This window comes from Bradyrhizobium sp. TM102, assembly GCF_009176685.1.
Lineage (GTDB): Bacteria > Pseudomonadota > Alphaproteobacteria > Rhizobiales > Xanthobacteraceae > Bradyrhizobium > Bradyrhizobium ottawaense.
Genome location: NZ_AP021855.1, coordinates 4,625,224 through 4,645,029 on the forward strand (window position 1 = coordinate 4,625,224; position 19,806 = coordinate 4,645,029).

The window sequence follows — 19,806 nt, forward strand, 5'->3', positions numbered from 1 at the left end:
TCTCGCCGTGATCACCGTTCCGGCGTGCCGATCACATCGGCACGCGCTGGAACTGGACCGCCCATAAAGACAAAGGCGGCCCGCTATGCCCAGCGGACCGCCCTCTCACCCACCCCAAAGCTGGGAGTCGCCGGCCGCGTCCCTACGCGACCGCCGCTTTCTTGCGCTCGAAGTCGTTGGGTACCTCGATATCGACCTCCAGGGTCGATACCTCGTCGCCGCGCTCGAGCCGGACGATGACCTTGGTCGGGTCCAGCATGACGTGCTTGGACACGACGGCGAGAATTTCCTCGCGCAGCACGCCGAGCAGATCGGGCTGGCCACGCATTCCGCGCTCATGGGCAAGCAGGATCTGCAGCCGTTCGCGTGCGACGGGTGCCGAGGCCTTCTTGCCGCGGAGAAGTCGAAGCAGACCCATGCTCATGCAGCCCTCCGTCGCAGCAGACGATCCATCAGACCTCTGCGCTCGGCGGGAACATGCATCGTCACGTTCTCGCCGCAGAGGCGCTTGGCCGCGTCCATATAGGCCCGCGCCGGCGCTCCATCCGCATTCGACAGCGTCACCGGCGTGCCGACGTTGGAGGCCTTCAACACGTCCTGGCTCTCGGGGATGATGCCGAGCAGGGGCGTTGCGAGGATCTCGAGGATGTCCTCGATGGTCAGCATCTCGCCGCGCGCGGCGCGCGAGGGGTCATAGCGGGTGATGAGGATGTGCTTCTCGACGCGCTCGCCCTTCTCGGCCCGCACGGTCTTGGAATCGAGCATGCCGATGATGCGATCGGAATCGCGCACCGAGGAGACTTCCGGGTTGGTCACGATCACGGCCTCGTCGGCAAAGCGCATGGCCATGGAGGCGCCGCGCTCGATACCGGCCGGGCTGTCGCAGATGACCCAGTCGAAGCGGGCGCGCAGATCGTCGATGACCTTGCCGACGCCCTCTTCCGTCAGTGCGTCCTTGTCGCGGGTCTGCGAGGCCGGCAGCAGCCAGAGGTTCTCCAGCCGCTTGTCCTTGATCAGTGCCTGCGGCAGTTTGGCGACGCCCTGCACCACGTTGATGAGGTCGAATACAACGCGGCGTTCGGCGCCCATCACGAGGTCGAGGTTACGCAGGCCGACGTCGAAATCGACGACGACGACCTTGTCGCCGCGTTGCGCCAGCGCAGCCCCAAGGGCGGCGGTCGTCGTGGTCTTGCCGACGCCCCCCTTGCCTGATGTCACGACCAGTACCTTTGCCATTTCTGAAATCTCCTTCTGGTCAGTTCAGCGCGGTAATTCGCATGGTGTTGCCCTGCAGCCAGGCCTGGGCCGGCTTGCCGCGCAGGGCCTCGTCGATATCGTCGGCGGTCTGATAAAACCCATCGATTGCAAGCAGTTCGGCTTCGATCTTCTGGCAATAGATGCGCGCGCTCGTGCGACCGTTCACGCCCGCCATGGCGCGGCCGCGCAGCGCGCCATAGACGTGGATGGAACCGCCGGCGACGACTTCGGCACCCGACCCGACCGAGCCGAGGATGGTGACGTCGCCTTCGGGAAAGATCACGGTCTGGCCCGAGCGCACGGGGGTCTCCAGCAGCAGTGACGTCGGCTTGGCGTCGGCCTTCGTCTCGGCCTTCTTCGGCGCGTTCGGCTCGATCACGCAGCTGCGCCCGCCCGAGAGCAGCGGCGGCATCATCGGGGTCAGCCTCGCCTCCTCCACGCCCTCGATGCCGAGCACGCGGATGTTGCGGTCCTGAAGGCTGGTGAGCAGATGGCCGATCCCGGACTGGCTGAGGTCGACCGAGGACAGGTCGATCACCACGGGCCGGCCGGCAAAGAAGCCCGGCGAACGCGCAATGGTGGCATCGATCTCGTGCAGCCAGTCCTGCACCGGAACCGTCGGCGTGAACACGAAGGCCACATAGGAGCGCCCGCGCAGGCGCACCATTTGGCGTTGAGGTTTGACTGCAGCCTCCATATCGGCCGACTCGTTCCCAGTTATTGAATGGTTAACGATGCGGCGGATATGGTTAACGGCCGGTTAATTTCTCCGCGGGGTTACGTGGGGGCAGCCGGTATTGCGCTCTCGTGTCCCGGACGCACTGCGACGCGCAAGCGTTGCTGCGCCGAGCCGGGACCCAAGCCACACGGGTTGCTCCGGCGAAATGGGCCCCGGCTCTGCAGCGCACCGCCGAAGAGGCGCTGCGCTGCGTCCGGGGCACGAGATGAGGAATGCGGCGCACAGCGTTTGCAATGACGGAGGTGCCTCCCCCTACTTCTTCACCTTGCTCGCATCCATCTTGATGCCCGGATCCAGCATCTTGGTCGTGAACGCCGTCGTCACGTCGAACGGCTTCTCCATGCCGAGATAGGTCTGGACCAGTTCATAGTCCTTCTTCATCCGCTCGCCGTCGATCCAACCGAGCGATTTCGTCGTCGTGAACTCGTCCGTCATCAGGAACTTGATGCGCTCCCACTGGCGCTCCTGGTTCGCCTGGTCGAGACCGGAGACCTGGTCGAGCAGTGCCTTCAGGCACGGCGCGACGTCGGCAACGCAGGCCGCAAAGGCCTTCTGCGTGACGCGCACGAACTCTTCGACGACCTTGGGATTCTTCTGCAAGTACGCGCCGTTGACGATCAGCGAATTGCCGTAAGGGTTGAGCCCGATGTCCTTCCAATTGACGTAGCCGAGATCGGCCCCGAACTCGATCACCTTCAGATCGTGCTCGTTGTAGAAGTCGCTGATGATGTCGACGGTGTGGCTCTTCAGCGCCGCGATCTTCGCGGTTGGCCCGACATTGACGAAGCCGACGGAATCCGGCGCGATCCCCGCAGCCTTGGCGAAGGCTGGCCACATCACGCGCGAGGCATCACCGGGCGGATTGCCGACCTTGTGGCCGGCAAAATCCTTCACGCCGTTCACGCCGTAGCTCTTCAGCCAGTAGAAGGTCTGCCCGGTATTGGCATAGACGCTCATCACCGCGACGGTATCGGCGCCCTTGCTCTTGGCCACCAGCATGGTGGCGAGATCGGCGACGCCGAAGGGCGAGCCGCCGGAGCCGACCTTGGCGGCGGAGACGCCCGAGCCCTTGCCGGTCTCGATCGTGAGGTCGATGCCTGCCTTCTCGTACCAGCCTTGCGCCTTGGCATAATAATACGGCGCGTGATCGGCCGTCGGCGTCCAGTTCAGGATCAGATTGACCGCTTCGCCCGCATGCGCGGGCGCCGCAGCTGCACCGAGCATCAGGGTCAAGACCAGGGCCGAGCCCACCGCCTGCAAACGCTTCATCGCATCTCTCCTCGTTGCCGCGACCCGGCTTGTCGCTCTCCCCTTGTGAGGATACCAATGCAACAAGCCTGTCCTCCACTTGTCAACTGTTTGGTTGGAAATGCCCGCAAAACGATCTGGCGACACCGTGCCGCAGCGCCGCGACCCCGTCGCCACCCGCAACAAACTGCTGACCGCGGCGCGGCTGGAATTCGCCCGGCACGGCTTTGCGGGCGCCCGCGTCGACGAGATCGCGATGCGCGCCGGCGTCAACAAGCAGCTCGTCTACCATTATTTCGGCGACAAGGACGCGCTGTACCTCGCCGTGCTCGAATGGGTCTATGAGGATATCCGCGAGCAGGAGCGGAAGCTCAATCTCGAAGGCCTGCCGCCGGAGAAGGCGATCCGCAAGCTGATCGAGGCTTCGTTCGACCATCTGGCCGCACACCCTGATTTCATCGTGCTTTTGAACGACGAGAACCGCGGCGGCGCCCGCCATGTCCGCGGCTCGACACGGCTGGAAGCGATGCACTCCCCGCTGGTGAAGAGCGTCTCCCACATTCTCAACGAGGGGGTGCGCGCGGGCGTGTTCCGCAAGGGCATCGATCCCGTCCAGCTCTATATCTCCATTGCGGGCCTCAGCTATTTCTTCTTCTCCAACACGCCGACGCTGTCGGCGATCTTCGGCAAGGACCTGTCGAGCCGCACCGCACGGCGCGCCCGCCGCCGCCATGTCGCCGATCTGGTGCTGCAGTCGCTCCGGCCATAATCAACCAGCTGGTTGAAACTTCCTCGGAAGGCGGCTAGGCTTGCGACCTGCGGCGTCGCCGCGCCAACAGGGAGCAATCGGTGGCAGGAGACAGCGCACGCGCCTCGCGCAGCTTTGCGATCATCCTGATCGTGCACCTCGCCGTGCTCGTGCTCTGGCAGGTCGCAGTCGATGCCTTCCACGTGCCGAAATTCATCCTGCCCTCGCCGCTGGCGACGGTGCAGACGCTGGGGACCGCGAGCTACGCCTGGGGCGCCAACACGCTGGTGACGGCGATCGAGATCCTCGGCGGCTTCGCGCTCGGCGCCTTCGTCGGCGTCGCGCTGGCCGTGATCTTCAGCTGGGCGCCGCTGCTCAGCCTGGTGCTGCTGCCGCTGTTCGTGACGCTGAACATGATCCCGAAGGTCGCGCTCGGCCCGCTCTTCATCGTCTGGTTCTCCTACGGCATCATTCCGAACATCCTGATCGCCTTCAGCATCTGCTTCTTTCCGATCCTGCTCACCACCGCGCGAGGCCTGCGCGAGGTCGAGCCGGATTTGCTCGATCTCGTCAAATCCCTCCGCGGCTCGCGCTGGACGCTATTCCGCAAGATCCAGCTGCCGGGATCGCTGCCTTACGTGTTCTCCGGCATGAAGGTCGGCGCCATCCTGGCGGTCGCCGGCGCCATCGTCGGCGAGTTCATCGCCTCCGAGCGCGGGCTCGGCTACCTCATGATCCAGGTGCAGTCATCGCTCGACACGCCCGCGATGGTGATGGCCGTCGTGCTGCTGACGCTGCTCGGGGTCGCTCTCTACGGCCTCGTCCTGGTCCTCGAACGCATGTTCGTGGTCGGCGACGCAAGACAGACCTGACAACGGCAGAACCAAGGGACAAATCCATGCTGCTCACCCGCCAGACGCTGCCGAAGACCATTCCCGATATCGCAGCCCTCGACGAGCTGCTGTGCCGTCCGACGCAAGCGCTGATCGACGACCTCGCCAAGGTCGAGGGCGACATCATGATCCTCGGCGTCGGCGGCAAGATGGGCCCGACGCTGGCCGGGCTGGCCAAAGCGGCCGCGCCCGATCGCCGGATCATCGGCGTGGCCCGCTTCAGCGACGCCGGCGTGAAGGACTGGCTGCACGCGCGCGGCGTCGAAACCATCAATTGCGACCTGATGGACGAGAAGGCAATTGCGGCGCTGCCGAAGGCGCCGAACATCATCTTCATGGCCGGCCGCAAATTCGGCGCCGAGGGCGATCTGTCGCTGACCTGGGCGATGAACGCACACGTGCCCGCCCTGGTCGCCCAGGCCTTCCCGTCCTCGCGCATCGTGGCGTTCTCGACCGGCTGCATCTATCCCTTCGTCGCTGTGGACGGCAAAGGCTCGACCGAGGACATGGCGCCGAACCCGCCCGGCGAATACGCCCAGTCCTGCGTCGGCCGCGAGCGCATGTTCGAGTATTTCTCGCACAAATTCGCAACGCCGGGCCGGCTATTCCGTCTCAACTACGCGATCGACATGCGCTATGGCGTGTTGCACGACATCGCGACGAATGTGCTTGGCGGCACGCCGATCGACGTCAGCCTCGGTCATGTCAACTTCATCTGGCAGGGCGATGCCTCCGCGCAGGCGCTGCGCTGCCTTGCGCACTGCACCGCGCCCACATCGCCGATCAATGTCAGCGGCCACGAGATTTTGGCGGTGCGCGATCTTGCCCAGAGATTCGGCGCAAGGTTCGGCCGCGCGCCGGTGCTGACAGGCAAGGAAGAGCCGACGGCATGGCTGACCGACACGTCGAAGGCGGTCGAGCTGTTCGGCCTTCCGGTCGTCGACACCGAACAGTTGATCGCCTGGACCGCCGATTGGGTCTCGCGCGCCATGCCGAGCCTCGGCAAGCCCACCAAATACGAGGTGCGCGATGGCCGTTACTGACGTCCCGCACATCGTCCAGCTCGGTGTTGACGACGCGATCGCGGGGCTGGCGTTGTCGACGGAAGCGCACTGGAACCAGACCGACGAGGACTGGCGCATCTTCCTGCGCGACGGCGTCGTGTTCGGCATTCGCGACGGCATGCGGCTGGTCGCAACCGCAGCACTGCTGCCCTATTCCGGCAACAACGCCTGGATCAGCATGGTGCTGGTATCAGGCACGCATCGCCGCCGTGGCCTTGCCACCCGTCTCGTCGATGCCTGCCTGGAGACGGCGCGTCAGAACGGCCTGACCAGCTGGCTCGACGCCACGCCCGACGGCGCTGCCGTCTACGGACCGCTGGGGTTCACGCCGACCCTGCAATTGCGTCGCCTGAAGCTGTTGAAGCCTGCGCGGGCCGAAGCGCCGCCATCGTCATCCGCGACCATCGAAGCGCTTTGCGTGCGGGACCTGCGGGCCACCGGTTTCGACCGGACTGCGCTCCTCTCCGCCCTCGCACAACGTTCCGGCTCGCGCATCGTCGGCGCCAACGGCGCCATCGCGCTGGTTCGCGACGGCCGGACCGCCCGCCATATCGGCCCGTTGTTGGGCAACAATGCCGCGGCAGCTCTGGCTTTGGTTGACGCGATCGTGCGCTCCGAGACCAGCCCGCTCCTGCTCGACGTCGTCGCGTCGCAAGACGCGTTCCTGGAAGGATTGACCGCCTCCAGCTGGACCATCGAGCGCCCGTTCCAGCGCATGCGGTTCGGTCCCGCCACCGTCACGGGCGAGGAAATGCCATTCGCCGTCGCCGGCCCTGAATTCGGATAGGACATCATGCATCACAGCCAGATCAACAGCGACATCCGCAACCTGATCACTGAGGGCACCGTGATACCGGCGCATCCGCTCGCACTCACTGCTGCGCGCCAGCTCGACAAGACGCACCAGCGTGCGCTGACGCGCTATTACATCGACGCCGGCTCAGGCGGCCTAGCGGTCGGCGTGCACACCACGCAGTTCGCGATCCGAGACGTCGGTCTCTACCGTCCGGTGCTCGAGCTCGCCGCCGAGACCGCGGCGAGCTGGACCAAGCGACCGCTGGCGATGGTCGCAGGCCTCGCGGGTCCGACAAGACAGGCGGTTACCGAAGCCCGCACCGCGCGCGACATCGGCTATCATGCCGGCCTCCTCAGCCTCGCCGCGATGAAGAGCGCCTCCGAGGACGAGATCATCGCGCACTGCACGACGGTCGCCGCCGAGATCCCGCTGGTCGGCTTCTATCTTCAGCCGGCCGTCGGCGGCGTCATCCTCTCCGCCCGGTTCTGGCAGCGCTTCGCCTCGATCGACAACGTCATCGCGATCAAGATCGCGCCGTTCAACCGCTATCGCACCCTCGACGTCCTGCGCGGCGTCGCGGCCGCGGGCGCGCTCGACCGCGTCGCGCTCTACACCGGTAATGACGACCACATCCTGCTCGACCTGATGCTTCCGTTCGATCTGCGCGACAACGGCGTCACCACGCGCACCTACTTCAAGGGCGGTCTGCTCGGCCATTGGTCGGTGTGGACGGCGAGCGCGATCAAGCAGTTCGAACGCTGCAAGGCGGCGCGGCACAAGGATAGCGTGCCGGCCGACCTGCTGGCGCTCGATGCCCGCGTCACCGACTGCAACAGCGCCTTCTTCGACGTCGCCAACAATTTCCACGGCTGCATCGCCGGCTGCCATGAAGTGCTGCGGCGCCAGGGCCTGATGCAAGGCCTGTGGTGCCTCGATCCGGACGAGGGCCTCAGCCCGGGTCAGAAAGAGGAGATCGACCGCGTCTATCGCGCGCACGCCGACCTCAGCGACGATGCCTTCGTCGCCGCGAATCGGGACAAGTGGCTGGCATGAGCCCAGCCCCCTTCATCAGCCTGCAGGGCGTCCGCAAGGTCTATCGCAGCGGCGGCGCCGAGTTTCTGGCCGTGTCGGACGTCACCATGGACGTGCAGGAAGGCGAGCTGGTCTCGCTGGTCGGCCCGTCGGGCTGCGGCAAGACCACGGTGATGAAGATCCTGGCTGGCCTGCACGGCGCCGACGGCGGCACGGTGAAGATCGGGAACGCCAAGAGCCCGTTCGATCCGAGCCGCGACATCGGCATGGTGTTCCAGCAGGCCTTGCTGCTGAAATGGCGGACGATCCTGGACAACGTGCTGTTGCCGGCCGAGATCGTCGGCCTGCCGATGAAGGCTGCGCGCGAGCGGGCGCGCGGCCTGCTCAACCTGGTCGGGCTCACCGGCTTTGAGCAGAAATATCCGCAGCAGCTGTCCGGGGGCATGCAGCAGCGCACCGCGATCGCGCGCGCCTTCATTCACGACCCAAAGCTGATCCTGATGGACGAGCCGTTCGGCGCGCTGGACGCGCTGACGCGCGAGCAGATGAATCTGGAGATGCTGCGGATCTGGCGGGAGAGCGGCAAGACCATCGTCTTCGTCACGCATTCGATCCAGGAGGCGGTGTTCCTGTCGTCGCATTGCGCGGTGCTGACGGCGGGACCGGCGAAGATGGCCGACTATTTCCCGATCGACCTGCCCTTCCCGCGCGACCTTCCGCTCAAGACGACCGATGCGTTCGGCGCCTATGCAAGGCGCATCTATGCGAAGCTGGGTCTGGGCGCGGTGTGAGGCGCCACACGACAGGTGCCGTAGGGTGGGCAAAGCGGAGCGTGCCCACCAATTCTATGAAACGCGGGGCAGTCGTGGGCACGGCGCAAGCGCGCCTTTGCCCACCCTACGAGAGCCGGGCGCGGCGTTGTCACCGCGCCCTCCTCACAATCAGCTCTTGTTGCGCATCTTGCTGAGCAGATAGTTGTCGTAGAAGTTCTCCGCGATCTGCGTATAGAACAGCAGCTCCTTCATATACGCGTCGTGGCTCTCCTTGGTCCGCTTGAACAGGTCGCTCTTGGCAGCGAGCTCGTTCAGATGGTCCTGGGTCGCGTTGTAGCAGGCCTCCAGCACCGGTTGCGGGAACGCCTTCAGCTCCGCGCCGTTGGCGATCAGCCGCTTCAGCGCCGCCGGATTCACGCTGTCGTATTTCTCGAGCATCCAGGCGCCGGCCGCCGAGGCGGCCTGGTTGACGATGGCCTGATACTGCTTCGGCAGCGATGCCCATTTCTCATCATTGACGATCATGTGCAGCATCGCGCCGCCCTCCCACCAGCCGGGGAAGTAGTAGTACTTGGCGACCTTCTGAAAGCCGAGCTTCTCGTCGTCATAGGGGCCGACGAATTCGGCGGCGTCGATCGAGCCCTTCTCCAGTGCCGAATAGACGTCGCCGCCCGCGAGCTGCTGCGGCACGATGCCGAGCCGTGCCAGCACATGGCCGCCCATCCCGGCGATGCGGAATTTGAGGCCCTTGAGATCGTCGACGGTCTTGATCTCCTTGCGGAACCAGCCGCCCATCTGGGTGCCGGAATTGCCGCAGAGGATGGCGTGCGCCTTGAACGGTTTCAACGCCTCGTTGGTGAGGTCGGCGCCGCCACCGAAGTGCCACCACGATTCCTGATGGCGATGGTTCATGCCGAACGGCGCGCCGGTGGCATAGGCCAGCGCCGGCTCCTTGCCGATGTAGAAATAGAGCGGCGTCTGCGCCATCTCGACGGACGCGACGCTGACGGCATCGAGCGCCTGCAGACCGGGAACGAGCTCGCCTGCCGCGAAGGTCTGGATCTGAAATTTGTTGTCGGTGGCCTCGGCGACGTATTTCGCGAAGGTCTGCGCCGTGCCGTAGATGGTGTCGAGCGACTTCGGGAAGCTCGACGTCAGGCGCCATTTGATCTCCGGCGCGCCCTGCGCGATCGCAGGTGCGCCAACCAGCGTCGTCGCGCCGGCAACCGCGCCGCCCTGGAGGAATGTACGGCGTTTCATGATGGGTCTCTCCCTGAACTAAATTTCAAACATATGGGCTTGCGGCGACGATCTTCGCGGACCGTTTGCCCGTTCCCAAAGCAGAGTTCAAGATGCGCGAGGACAAGATGCGCGAGGACATGGGTCCCGGATGACGCTGCGCTCCCGCCGGGCAACGAGACTGTGAGCTGAAAGGCTTCAGAGCAGCTTGGCGCTGACGAACAGCGCGCGCACGGCGTTGGTCGCCTGCACCGCCAGCATCGCGTTACCGGCTGCGCCTTCCAGAGCCTCGACGGCGTCCTCGTGCAGGGAGCGGAATTCCATCCATTCGACCGACTTGAAGTTGGTGAGGAATTGATAGGCCTGACCGACGGTCGCGATCGCCAACGTGTCGCCGTTCAGCTTGATCTTGAACGTCGTACGCAGCGGGGTCTCGGAACTTGATGGATCACTCATGGGCTGCTTCTGGACGATGACGGCTTAACGAAGGGGAAACGGCAGCCCCGCCGCAGCAGGCGAATATCAGGAGTCGGTGCTGGCGCGCTGCGAGGCAGTCGCAGATCCGCTCAGGCTCGGCACCACGACCAGGCGGTTGAACTCGCCATTGTCGTAAGCCTTGAGGAAGCGATCATAGTCCTTGATCGAGACGCAGCCGTTGGAATCGCCGCGCGGCCCGAGCATGTAATTGTGGGTGAGAAGGCCGACGCGGCCGAGCGCGCTTGTGCCATCGGTGGGCGTCAGGCGCAGCGCGCGGACACCGTGGAACAGCTTTTCGCGCGGCTTCAGGTCGTAGGTTGCGGGTGGAGTCGCGCCGACCATGCGCTGGTCGACATGATTGGGGTCGTCCATCAGCGCGCCCATGCCGGAATGGGCTTCCAGCGCGACGCCGCTCGGCAGGTAAAGCGCCTTGGCCTTGATGTCATAGACCGCCGTCCGCGAATCGTAGCCGAGGGCGGCCAGATCCGGCGCCTTGCCGAACAGGCCGTCGCCGGGCGTCAGCGAGGCCAGCCTGATCTTGTCGGTGAATTTTTCGAAGAAGTTGCGATTGTCGACCCTTGGGTTGGTCTCGGCATAGGCTTGGCTGGACGCGATCTGGGCGGAGAAGTCCGCCTGCGTCGGGCGCGAGCGCGGCATCGGGATGGCGTCGGCACGCTGCGACGGCCGCGTCTCGTCAACCACGTGCCGGTCATCATCGGTCAGGGTCGAGCGCCAATCGTCGCCCTGGAGCTTCTGGGCGAGCATCGCCTTGGCATCGCGGAGCTTGAGCTGGACCGCACTCAGGGCGGAACGCTCCATCGTCCGCAGGCCAAGCTCGCGGGCGGGCGGATTGCCGGACGCCGACGCGAAACGGTCCTCGAAAGACGGGCTATTGGCCGGCGGCAGTGCAGCGGTGACCAGCGGGGTCGTGTCGCCGGTATCGACAACCCAGGCAGCAGCCCCCAGCGCCAGCGCGACGGCGGCCAGAGACAGCAGAACTCTTTCGGCTCGCCCGACACGGCGGCGCGACAACAGCCTCTCGGCATGTGCTGCGTCGGAAACCATCAGATCCCCAAATCGACCCCCGGGGGGCCCAACCCCCGCCCGGAGACTCTATACCAGCTACCACATTGGGAGCCAAAAGTTAGGCATAATCGCGGCCGGCAAGGCCCTCCAAGGTATCCAATGACCGATCCTTTCGATCTAGAGCGCTTCGTAACGGCCCAGAACACGGTTTTTCGCGACGTCCAGGGGGAGCTGGCCCGGGGCCGGAAGCAGACTCACTGGATGTGGTTCGTCTTCCCACAAATCGCGGGCCTCGGCTTCAGCGCCATGTCGCAGCGCTACGCCATCGGCTCGCGGGCGGAGGCGAAGGCCTATCTCGCGCACCCCGTCCTCGGTCCGCGCCTGGTCGAATGCACCCGCCTCGTGCTCGCCGTCGACGGGCGAACCATCAACGCCATCCTCGGTGCGCCTGACGATGCCAAATTCCGCTCGTCGATGACGCTGTTCGGCGCGGTCTCCGATGAGCCGGTTTTCGGCGAGGCACTCGCCCGCTATTTCGCCGGCGAGCGCGACGCCGCAACGCTGGAGATCCTGTCGAAGCTGGATCGGCAAGCTCCGCGTTGATCAACGTCCCTGGAAGATGGCGGCACGACGCTCGATGAAGGACTGAATGCCTTCCTTCGCGTCCGCGCTGCCGAGCACGCGGGCACGGATCTCCGGAATGTAGGCGATCGCCGCCGCCTCGCCGCCTTCGACGTACTTGGCCGCCGCTTCCTTGGTGACCTGGATGCCGAGCGGCGCATTGCGCGCGATGATGGCGGCAAGCGCCATCGCACGCTCGACCTGCTCGCCTGCCGGCACGACCTCCTGGACGAGACCGATCGCGTGGGCCCGCTCGGCCGAAAATTCGTCGCACAGGAACAGATGGTACATCGCGTCGCCCCAGCCGGCGCGCGACAGGAAGCGGAAATGCGCTCCGCCAAGCGGCGCGATGCCGCGCTTGGATTCCATCTGGCAGAAGCGCGCATCCGCGGCGGTCACCACGATGTCGCCGGCGAGCATCAGCTCGATGCCGATGGTGAACACGATGCCCTGCACGGCGGTGATAACAGGCTTGCGGCAGCGCTTGGCAAGGCCAAACGGATCGACATTGCCTTCCCGGATGTTGCGCTTCTCCGCGGTGGGCCCGAAGAATTTCGGCATGTCGAGACCTGCGGTGAAGTCCCTGCCCTCGGCGCAGATCACGCCGACGCGGTAGGCATCGTTATTGTGCAACTCGGTCAGCGCATCGGACAATTGCTCCATCATCACCGGCGTGAACGCGTTCTTCTTCGCGGCATTGTCGATGAGGATCTTGAGAACATGGCCGTGCACCTCGGTGCGGATCTGTCCCTCGCTCATGTGTGTCTCTCCATGATTGTCGTTCGGTGTCGGCGGGCGTCAGGCCGACGGCTGAATCGCCCCGCGGATCGCCTTGATCCGCTCCGGCGTGAACACGCCGGATTCGAGCAGTTGAAGGATCGAGAGCACGCCACCCCGCGATCCCCAGCTTCCCTCGTCGATGACCTCGAAATTGACCCACCAGGTGGGCGCCGGCGTCTGCATGCCGCAGGCCTCCGCGAGCCGCGCGAGCACGTTGCGGATCACCTCGGCGCGCACCTCCGCCGGCCAGGCCGCGTTCATCACCGCAATCCTGACGGTGATGATGTCGCGCGGGCTGTGCTGATCGGACAGGAGCTGGCCGCCGATCGCCATGCAGTCAGCCGCCAAGTCGTGGAAATGGACCTGAAAGCCCATTCGCGCGGCCGCCACGTGCTGGCCGATCTCAGGCTCGAGCACGGCATCGGTCAGGCTTTCCGCGAGGCGGCGGCGCTGGGTCAGGCTGAGCCGGCCCGCAGGCGCGGTCACGGTAATGATGGTCAAAAGGCGCCCTCCAAGAGAATTATGACGATCGTCATATTTCAGTCCCGCTTGCTTATGTCAAGCGTCATAGTCTAGATCAGAACGCCGACCAGGGATTTCCCATGACCTCCACTACCCGCGACAAGATGATCGCCGGCGCCGCCGATTTGATGAGCCGCCGCGGCGTCAACGCCACCAGCATGCGCGACGTCGTCCGCCATACGGCGACGCCGCGCGGCTCAATCAGTCACCACTTTCCGGACGGCAAGCGGCAGTTGATCGCCGAGGCCGTGACCTTCGCCGGCAGGGAGGTCGCTACTCCTCTGGAGAAAGCCATGCGCGATCGCGGCGTGATCGACGGCCTGCGGGCCTTCGTCGCGTCCTGGCGCCGCCGGCTCGAGGCGACCGGCTTCAAGGCCGGATGTCCGGTGCTCGCGGTCGCCGTCGATGGCTATGTCGGGGAGGCCTCCGACAAGGACGATGAGGCGGCGCAGCAGCATCTGCTCGACCTCGCCGACGGGGTGTTCGCCGAGTGGCGGCAAATCATGCGCGCAGCCTTGCTGCGCGAAGGGCTGGCCGCGGAGCGCGCCGAGCGGCTAGCGACACTCGTCGTCGCCGCGATCGAAGGCACGGTCGCCATGTGCCGCGCCAATCGCAGTGCCGATGCGCTCGATCAGGTTCAAGAGGAACTGGAGACGGTGCTGGACGCCGCCCTCGCCCGCACCAACGGATAGATTGGAGACGCACCGTGGACCTTTCCCGACAGCGCGAACTCGCCCGTCATCTCGCCAAATTGCGCCGCGAGGGCCGGCAACAAAGCGGCCTCGAAGAACGGCTGGTACCGCCGGATGCAGACACGGCGTACCACGTTGCACGGATGGTGGAAGAGGAATTGGGCTGGGATGTCGTCGGCTGGAAGATCGCCGGCATGAAGCCCGGACTCCAGCGCCAGCTCCGGATCTCTTCGCCGATCTATGGGCGAGTGTTCGCGCCTCTGATCAAGAGCTCGCCCGCCAGCGTCGAGCACGCCAGGCAATGCAGCCCGATACCGGAAGTCGAGTATCAGGCACGTCTCGGCGCCGACCTGCCACCGCGCGCGAAGCCCTATGCGGTGGGTGAGGTCGGCGACGCCGTCGCCTCGTTGCATCCCGGCATCGAGCTAGCGGAGTGCCGCTTCGTTCACGATGCGGCATTTCCCGCAATGCCGGCGATCATGGCGGACGGCTCTGGATCGGGAACGATCGTGCTCGGAGAGCCCATCACCGACTGGCGCAACCGCGACATCGCCAATCAGGACGTCATCCTCAATTGCAATGGCGCCGAGAGGCGCCGCGGCTCCGCTGCAGAGGCGATTGACCATCCGCTGGTGCCGCTGACCTGGCTTGCCAACGAGCTGTCGCGGACAGGCATCGGTCTCAAGGCCGGCCAGACGATCAGCACGGGCACGCTGACTGGCATGCTGCGGCCGAAGGCTGGCGAAACCTACGTTGCCGATTTTGGTCCGCTGGGATCGGTAAGCGCGACCTACAGTTGAGAGGGCGCCATCGGCCTGAGCGTAAACCCGAGATTAACACGGGCATCCTAACTTCCGGAGAATATCTTTCTCCCCCGCGCCAATGCCGGACAGATCATGAAAATCGGTACGCTCCTGACCACCGCCATCGTCTCGCTCTCGACCGTGGGCGGCGGCCTCGCCGTCTATGTTGCCGTGACCAAGTACCAGACGATGGAGCGGATCAGCGAGGCGCAAGGCCGCCTGGCGATCGTCCGCGCTGCCAGCGACATCCCGCGCTATCTCAACCCCGAGCGCGGCTTTTCCACCAACATCCTCTACGGCCCTGCCACCATCGACCCTGCGCTGCTCGCCGAACAGGACAAGCTGCGCAAGCAGACCGACGGCGCCCGCGACAGGATGAACGCGCTACGCAAGGAGCTGCCCGGCTCGTTCGACGACGGCAACACCATCGGCAGCAACATCGATGGCATCAATGCGAAATTCACCGCCTTGCGCGAGGCCATCGACAAGGCGCTCACCGGGCCGGCGGAGGCCCGCAAGGACGCGGCCAAGAAGATCGTCGCCGACAATGCCGTGCTCAACGGCGGCGTGACCGCGCTGCTGAACGAGCAGGTCCGCCGCATGGCGATCCTGAACGGTGATGCCTACCGGCAGGCCAGCTACGCCAATACCGCCATGACGTTGCGCGACGTCGGCGGCTTCAACTCCAGCCTGCACAAGAACCTCGTCGGCGGCAAGAAGCCGGCGACCGACGCCGAGAAGGCCGACATCGGCCGCTCGCAGGGCCGCAACGACCAGCTCGTGATGGCACTACTGGAGTTGCGCGGCAATCCGGCAACGCCGGCGAACGTCGGCGCTGCGCTCGAAAAGTTCAATTCGATCTATGTCGAGGAATTTGGCCGCGAGCTCAAGCTCGTCAAGGACGGCGCGGTCAGCGGCAAGTACGAACACGACATGGACACCTATTACGCCGCCACGCAGCGCGGCCTCAGCACCATCATCGAGGTCCGCGACGCGTTCTACGATAATGCCGAGCAGATCCTCGCCGGCGCCTCCTCGGCCGCGCGCACCAGCTTCACCATCGCGCTTGCAGGCCTTGCCGCCGTGCTCGTCGCGAGCGTCGGCCTCATCGGGATGGTTCGCCGCCGCGTCTGCGCGCCGATCGTCAGCCTGACGAGCCGGATGTCGCGGCTTGCCGAGGGCGAGGTTGCCGAAAGTATCCCCGGCGCCGCGCGCTCCGACGAGATCGGGGCGATGGCTGCCGCCGTCCAGGTCTTCAAGGACAACATGATCCGGGCCGACCGGCTCGCGGCCGAGAAGCAGGCCGAGAATGACGGCAAGATGCGCCGCGCCCAGGCGCTCGACGAGCTCACCCGCGCGTTCGAGGCCAAGGTCACCGAGCTCGTCGGCGGCCTGTCCCGGGCCTCCTCGACCATGGAAAGCACCGCACAGTCGATGACCTCGACGGCGGCCCAGACCAACAGCCAGGCCGCGGTCGTCGCCACAGCGTCGGAGCAGACCTCGACCAACGTGCAGACCGTCGCCAGCGCCACCGAAGAGCTGACCTCCTCGATCTCCGAGATCGGCCGTCAGGTCGCACAATCCACCGAGATCGCGGCTCGCGCCGTCGAGAACGCCCGCCGCACCGGCGACACCGCACGCACCCTCGCCGAGGGCGCGCAGAAGATCGGCGACGTCGTCACGCTGATCCAGAGCATTGCCGAGCAGACCAATCTTCTGGCGCTGAACGCGACCATCGAGGCCGCCCGCGCCGGCGAGGCCGGCCGCGGCTTTGCCGTGGTCGCCTCCGAAGTGAAATCGCTGGCGGGCCAGACTGCCAAGGCGACCACCGAAATCTCCGAGCAGATCACGGCGATCCAGAGCGCGAGCGACGAGACCGTGGCCGCGATCCGCAACGTCGCCGACGTCATCGGCGAGATCGACCAGATCGGCACCGCGATCGCCGCGGCGATCGAGGAACAGGGCTCGGCGACCAAGGAGATCGCCCGCAGCGTCCAGGAGGCCGCCCGCGGCACCCAGGAGGTCAACACCAACATCGCAGGCGTGCAGCGCGCCGCCGACGACACCGGCGCAGCTGCAAGGGAAGTGCTCGGCGCCGCCGAGCAGCTCTCGACCCAGTCGCGCGATCTCGCCGGCCAGTTCGACCGCTTCCTCGGCGAGGTCAGGGCGGCGTAACGAGCCTCAGTAAGGCGGCGCCTTGCGCGCCCGCTGCGCCTTCGCCGCCTCGATCCACCAGGTGAGATCGTCGGCAAAGCGCGGGAACGAGCGCTCCAGGGCCTTGCCGCCATCACCGATCGGCTCGCCCTCGGCCGACAGCGTCTGCGCGATCGGGCCAACGCCGATGGTGCTGGACACCACCACCATGCCCATCTCCGACAGCGTGCCGTGCCAGGCGGTGGCGGCGCGCGCGCCCGAGAAGCGGCCGGCCGAATAGCTCACGATCGCGGCCGGACGCCAGAACCACTCTTCGAGGAAGTGGTCGGTGAGATTCTTGAGGCCGGGCTGGATACCCCAATTGTATTCGCCGGTGACGAAGACAAATCCGTCGGCGCCGCGGATCTGTGCAGCCAGAATCTCCAGCGCTTCAGGTGCCGAACCCTTCGGATACTCCTTGTACATGCGGTCGAGCATCGGCAGGCCGATCGCCTTGGCGTCGATGAAGGTGACATCGTCGCCGCGCGCGCGCAGCCGATTGATGACGAAATTCGCAAGGCGGATGCCCATGCGGTCGGAACGGTAGGAACCGTAGAGGACGAGAATGCGATTGCTCATGATGGCCGCATGTTACCACGAAACCGGGACATAGAACGGTTTCCTTTATCGCGGCTCTTCCGCGTGACGCATCGTGCGCGGCGCGGCTTCAGTGCGTGGCGCGATGGCTGGCGCGGTGCGGGATGGACCGGCAGGCCAGCCCGTCGGCCAGCAGTTTCATGTCCTCATGCCGGCCGCTGCGAATCAGCCGGCCGAACTCTTCGGGTGTGAAAGGAAGACTTGGATCAGCATCGATGGGGCGCCGCAGCCGCGGGCCGAAGAACCATCGAACCAGGCTAGCCAGCCGCCGCATGTCAATTCCCTCGCGCCAGCAACAAACCTATCACGAGGCTTATTGTTCCTCCCGCATTTTCGAGATTGCAAGAGCCTGCGAACGACTCCGCACCAAAAAAATTTTGCGAGAGAATAATCTCCTCTTCATCATCCTAACCGGCAAAACCCACGTAGCGCACGAACTCTTCGTTATGCTCGCGGTCCGAGCGAACGGCGTTTGCGGCAAAGTCGTCGTCGGGATAGCCCATCGCGACGCAGGTCATGATCACCTCGTCCTCCGGAATTTTCGCGACCTCGCGCACGATGTCGGAGCGCAGGTGGCCCCGCCGATCATCTCGTCCATGTTGCGGCGGCGGACCTCCTCGAGCGGGCTGCCGGTAAGCACATGAACATGCCAGGGCTGGGTGTTCATCGACGACGGCGCACGCTTGGCGCTCTCGATGATCGCCTCGATCACCGTGCGCGGCACCGGCTCGTTCCTGAAGCCGCGCACGCTGCGGCGCGACTGGACCAGCGTTTCGAATTCCACCTCGTGGACCTCCCTGCCCTTCATCCATCGGCGTGACGACACGGCCGGTTGCCGATGCGGCGCGCAAAATCTATGCTCACTCGCAAGCAAGACCAAGAACCCTGGAGGAGCTGCCATGGCCACGCCACTCGATCCCGTCATCGCCCAGATCATTCCGCTCATGCCGATGCGCGATCCCACGGTCATGACGCCACAGAGCGCCCGCGATTCCTTGCGCGCACTGGCTGCCTCGCGCGCCGCCATCCCGCCGCCGCCCGTCGACAGCGTCGAGGATATCAAGGTGAAAGGCGGCGCCGGCCCGCTTCCTGCACGCGTCTATCGGATCGGCAGCACGCCCGCGCCAACCGTGGTGTTCTTCCACGGTGGCGGCTGGGTCGCGGGCGACCTCGAGACCCATGACCGGCAGGCGCGCAACCTTGCGATCGAGACCGGCGCCGTCGTCATCTCCGTCGACTATCGCCGCCCGCCGGAGACTCGCTTTCCGGGCGCGTTCGAGGACGCCTGCGCCGCCGTGAGTGATATCTTCGACCGCGTCGCGGAATTTGGCGGCGACGCAAAACGCCTCGGCGTTGCCGGCGACAGCGCCGGCGGCAATCTCGCCGCGACCACTGCGATCGCCTGCCGCGATGCTGGCATCAAGCTCGCCGCACAATTGCTGGTCTACCCCGTGACCGACGTCCTCGGCGCTTACGCCGACGCGCGCGAGAACGCGCGCTATCCTTCGCGCGCCGAGAATGCCGAGGGCTACTTTCTGACGCGTGCCACGATGGAATGGTTTTGCGGCCATTATCTCGCCGATCCCGGCCATGCCCTGGACTGGCGCGTCTCGCCGCTGCGGGCCGCCTCACTTGCGGGCCTTGCACCCGCGGTCGTGACCACCGCCTGGTTCGATCCCCTGCGCGACGAGGGCGCTGCCTATGCGCGGGCGCTGGAGGCCGCCGGCGTGCGGGTCAAGCATCACGAGGGCCCGGGCCTGATCCACGGCTATTTTGGCATGGGCGACGCCTCGGACGTCGCGCGTGCCGAGGCGCAGCGCGCGCGAGCCGACTTCAAGGCCCTGCTCGCGCGCGGCGTTTGAGCCACGTCGGCCAACCATCAGGACGTGGCAGCCGGGAGCTCGAAGAAGCCGGTCGCCTGAACCAGGCGGCCATCTGCACCAAAGCGCCCAAAACTCTCGCCCTTGACGAAGACGCGGCCGGTGCCGTCGTACATGGTCCAGCGGAAAAGCGCCTGCTCGTGGTGTTCGAGGAAGCTGTCGTTCCTGAAGCAGGCGCCCGGAAATTTTAGCTGCGTCTGCCCGATGCGGGCCATCAAGGCTTCCCGCCCCGCAACCTGCGAACCCGGATCTGTGTAGACGCAATCCGCGGCCACGCTCTGTTCGAGCAGCCGACGTCGCTCGCTCTTCCCAACGGGCCCCCATGCGGCCTGATAGGCGTTCCACGTCTTTAGTCGCGCTTCGTCGTTCATCTCGCAACACCCTCCTGCCCTGCCGGATCATGACAAGTTGACAATTACAGGCATT

Annotated in this window: 24 protein-coding genes; 11 read left to right on the forward strand and 13 right to left on the reverse strand. The window is 65.6% G+C overall.

What is annotated here, in order from left to right; genetic code table 11:
* Positions 1–142: 142 nt before the first annotated feature.
* From minE to GDN70_RS22155, 4 genes are all read right to left on the reverse strand, one after another.
* A complete protein-coding gene (minE, locus tag GDN70_RS22135) occupies positions 143–424 on the reverse strand; it encodes a cell division topological specificity factor MinE (protein ID WP_028144906.1) in 282 nt (93 codons plus the stop codon).
* The gene (gene minD, locus GDN70_RS22140; protein ID WP_028144907.1) at positions 421–1,236 is read right to left on the reverse strand and encodes a septum site-determining protein MinD; all 816 of its coding nucleotides are present in this window, start codon (positions 1,234–1,236) and stop codon (positions 421–423) included. The genes minE and minD overlap by 4 nt, the downstream gene beginning before the upstream one ends.
* Positions 1,237–1,255: 19 nt before the next feature.
* The gene (minC, locus tag GDN70_RS22145) at positions 1,256–1,954 is read right to left on the reverse strand and encodes a septum site-determining protein MinC (protein WP_028144908.1); all 699 of its coding nucleotides are present in this window, start codon (positions 1,952–1,954) and stop codon (positions 1,256–1,258) included.
* Between the two features lie 294 nt (positions 1,955–2,248).
* Entirely contained in the window at positions 2,249–3,265 is a 1,017-nt protein-coding gene (locus tag GDN70_RS22155; RefSeq protein ID WP_097668202.1) for an ABC transporter substrate-binding protein, read from the reverse strand.
* Positions 3,266–3,365: 100 nt separating this feature from the next.
* On the opposite strand from GDN70_RS22155, the gene GDN70_RS22160 reads away from it, so the two are divergent.
* The 6 genes from GDN70_RS22160 to GDN70_RS22185 all read left to right on the forward strand — a co-directional run bounded on the left by GDN70_RS22160 (position 3,366) and on the right by GDN70_RS22185 (position 8,568).
* Entirely contained in the window at positions 3,366–4,013 is a 648-nt protein-coding gene (locus tag GDN70_RS22160; protein WP_028144910.1) for a TetR/AcrR family transcriptional regulator, read from the forward strand.
* Between the two features lie 80 nt (positions 4,014–4,093).
* Positions 4,094–4,864, forward strand: a complete 771-nt coding sequence (locus GDN70_RS22165) for an ABC transporter permease (RefSeq protein WP_038946599.1) — start codon at positions 4,094–4,096, stop codon at positions 4,862–4,864.
* A gap of 26 nt (positions 4,865–4,890) precedes the next feature.
* Positions 4,891–5,928, forward strand: a complete 1,038-nt coding sequence (locus GDN70_RS22170; protein WP_028144912.1) for an NAD(P)-dependent oxidoreductase — start codon at positions 4,891–4,893, stop codon at positions 5,926–5,928.
* The gene (locus tag GDN70_RS22175; RefSeq protein ID WP_095424268.1) at positions 5,915–6,736 is read left to right on the forward strand and encodes a GNAT family N-acetyltransferase; all 822 of its coding nucleotides are present in this window, start codon (positions 5,915–5,917) and stop codon (positions 6,734–6,736) included. The genes GDN70_RS22170 and GDN70_RS22175 overlap by 14 nt, the downstream gene beginning before the upstream one ends.
* 6 nt (positions 6,737–6,742) lie before the next feature.
* On the forward strand, positions 6,743–7,798 hold the full coding sequence (locus GDN70_RS22180) for a dihydrodipicolinate synthase family protein (RefSeq protein ID WP_095424269.1): 1,056 nt from the start codon (positions 6,743–6,745) through the stop codon (positions 7,796–7,798).
* On the forward strand, positions 7,795–8,568 hold the full coding sequence (locus GDN70_RS22185) for an ABC transporter ATP-binding protein (RefSeq protein WP_173015852.1): 774 nt from the start codon (positions 7,795–7,797) through the stop codon (positions 8,566–8,568). Before GDN70_RS22180 ends, GDN70_RS22185 begins: the two co-directional genes overlap by 4 nt.
* Before the next feature lie 150 nt (positions 8,569–8,718).
* Here GDN70_RS22185 and GDN70_RS22190 read toward each other — a convergent pair whose 3' ends face one another.
* The 3 genes from GDN70_RS22190 to GDN70_RS22200 all read right to left on the reverse strand — a co-directional run bounded on the left by GDN70_RS22190 (position 8,719) and on the right by GDN70_RS22200 (position 11,262).
* The gene (locus tag GDN70_RS22190; RefSeq protein WP_152103044.1) at positions 8,719–9,810 is read right to left on the reverse strand and encodes a TRAP transporter substrate-binding protein; all 1,092 of its coding nucleotides are present in this window, start codon (positions 9,808–9,810) and stop codon (positions 8,719–8,721) included.
* 177 nt (positions 9,811–9,987) lie between these two features.
* Positions 9,988–10,245, reverse strand: coding sequence for a hypothetical protein (locus GDN70_RS22195; RefSeq protein WP_018322933.1), 258 nt, complete (start codon positions 10,243–10,245; stop codon positions 9,988–9,990).
* A gap of 66 nt (positions 10,246–10,311) precedes the next feature.
* Positions 10,312–11,262, reverse strand: a complete 951-nt coding sequence (locus tag GDN70_RS22200; protein ID WP_038970167.1) for a DUF2778 domain-containing protein — start codon at positions 11,260–11,262, stop codon at positions 10,312–10,314.
* 189 nt (positions 11,263–11,451) lie between these two features.
* Between GDN70_RS22200 and GDN70_RS22205 the strand changes: the two genes are divergently transcribed.
* Positions 11,452–11,895 carry a DUF1810 domain-containing protein gene (locus GDN70_RS22205; protein WP_038946590.1) on the forward strand — a complete coding sequence of 148 codons (444 nt, stop codon included), beginning with the start codon at positions 11,452–11,454 and terminating at the stop codon, positions 11,893–11,895.
* Here GDN70_RS22205 and GDN70_RS22210 read toward each other — a convergent pair whose 3' ends face one another.
* Both GDN70_RS22210 and GDN70_RS22215 read right to left on the reverse strand, forming a co-directional pair.
* Positions 11,896–12,672 carry a crotonase/enoyl-CoA hydratase family protein gene (locus GDN70_RS22210; protein WP_038946588.1) on the reverse strand — a complete coding sequence of 259 codons (777 nt, stop codon included), beginning with the start codon at positions 12,670–12,672 and terminating at the stop codon, positions 11,896–11,898.
* 39 nt (positions 12,673–12,711) lie between these two features.
* The gene (locus GDN70_RS22215) at positions 12,712–13,194 is read right to left on the reverse strand and encodes a tautomerase enzyme (protein ID WP_152103045.1); all 483 of its coding nucleotides are present in this window, start codon (positions 13,192–13,194) and stop codon (positions 12,712–12,714) included.
* A gap of 101 nt (positions 13,195–13,295) precedes the next feature.
* On the opposite strand from GDN70_RS22215, the gene GDN70_RS22220 reads away from it, so the two are divergent.
* From GDN70_RS22220 to GDN70_RS22230, 3 genes are all read left to right on the forward strand, one after another.
* A complete protein-coding gene (locus GDN70_RS22220; protein ID WP_028144921.1) occupies positions 13,296–13,907 on the forward strand; it encodes a TetR/AcrR family transcriptional regulator in 612 nt (203 codons plus the stop codon).
* Positions 13,908–13,921: 14 nt separating this feature from the next.
* Positions 13,922–14,707: a 2-keto-4-pentenoate hydratase gene (locus GDN70_RS22225; protein ID WP_038946587.1), complete on the forward strand. Its 786-nt coding sequence runs from the start codon at positions 13,922–13,924 to the stop codon at positions 14,705–14,707.
* A 96-nt stretch (positions 14,708–14,803) separates the two neighbouring features.
* A complete protein-coding gene (locus GDN70_RS22230; RefSeq protein ID WP_152103046.1) occupies positions 14,804–16,885 on the forward strand; it encodes a methyl-accepting chemotaxis protein in 2,082 nt (693 codons plus the stop codon).
* Positions 16,886–16,891: 6 nt separating this feature from the next.
* Here the strand turns inward: GDN70_RS22230 and GDN70_RS22235 are convergent, their stop codons facing one another.
* From GDN70_RS22235 to GDN70_RS22245, 3 genes are all read right to left on the reverse strand, one after another.
* On the reverse strand, positions 16,892–17,482 hold the full coding sequence (locus GDN70_RS22235; protein WP_038970151.1) for an NADPH-dependent FMN reductase: 591 nt from the start codon (positions 17,480–17,482) through the stop codon (positions 16,892–16,894).
* Positions 17,483–17,570: 88 nt separating this feature from the next.
* Entirely contained in the window at positions 17,571–17,774 is a 204-nt protein-coding gene (locus tag GDN70_RS22240; protein WP_018322924.1) for a hypothetical protein, read from the reverse strand.
* Between the two features lie 246 nt (positions 17,775–18,020).
* A complete protein-coding gene (locus GDN70_RS22245) occupies positions 18,021–18,284 on the reverse strand; it encodes a nitroreductase family protein (RefSeq protein ID WP_244625809.1) in 264 nt (87 codons plus the stop codon).
* A gap of 115 nt (positions 18,285–18,399) precedes the next feature.
* Between GDN70_RS22245 and GDN70_RS22250 the strand changes: the two genes are divergently transcribed.
* Positions 18,400–19,362, forward strand: a complete 963-nt coding sequence (locus GDN70_RS22250; protein ID WP_038970148.1) for an alpha/beta hydrolase — start codon at positions 18,400–18,402, stop codon at positions 19,360–19,362.
* 17 nt (positions 19,363–19,379) lie between these two features.
* Here GDN70_RS22250 and GDN70_RS22255 read toward each other — a convergent pair whose 3' ends face one another.
* A complete protein-coding gene (locus tag GDN70_RS22255; RefSeq protein ID WP_152103047.1) occupies positions 19,380–19,751 on the reverse strand; it encodes a nuclear transport factor 2 family protein in 372 nt (123 codons plus the stop codon).
* Between the last annotated feature and the right edge of the window lie 55 nt (positions 19,752–19,806).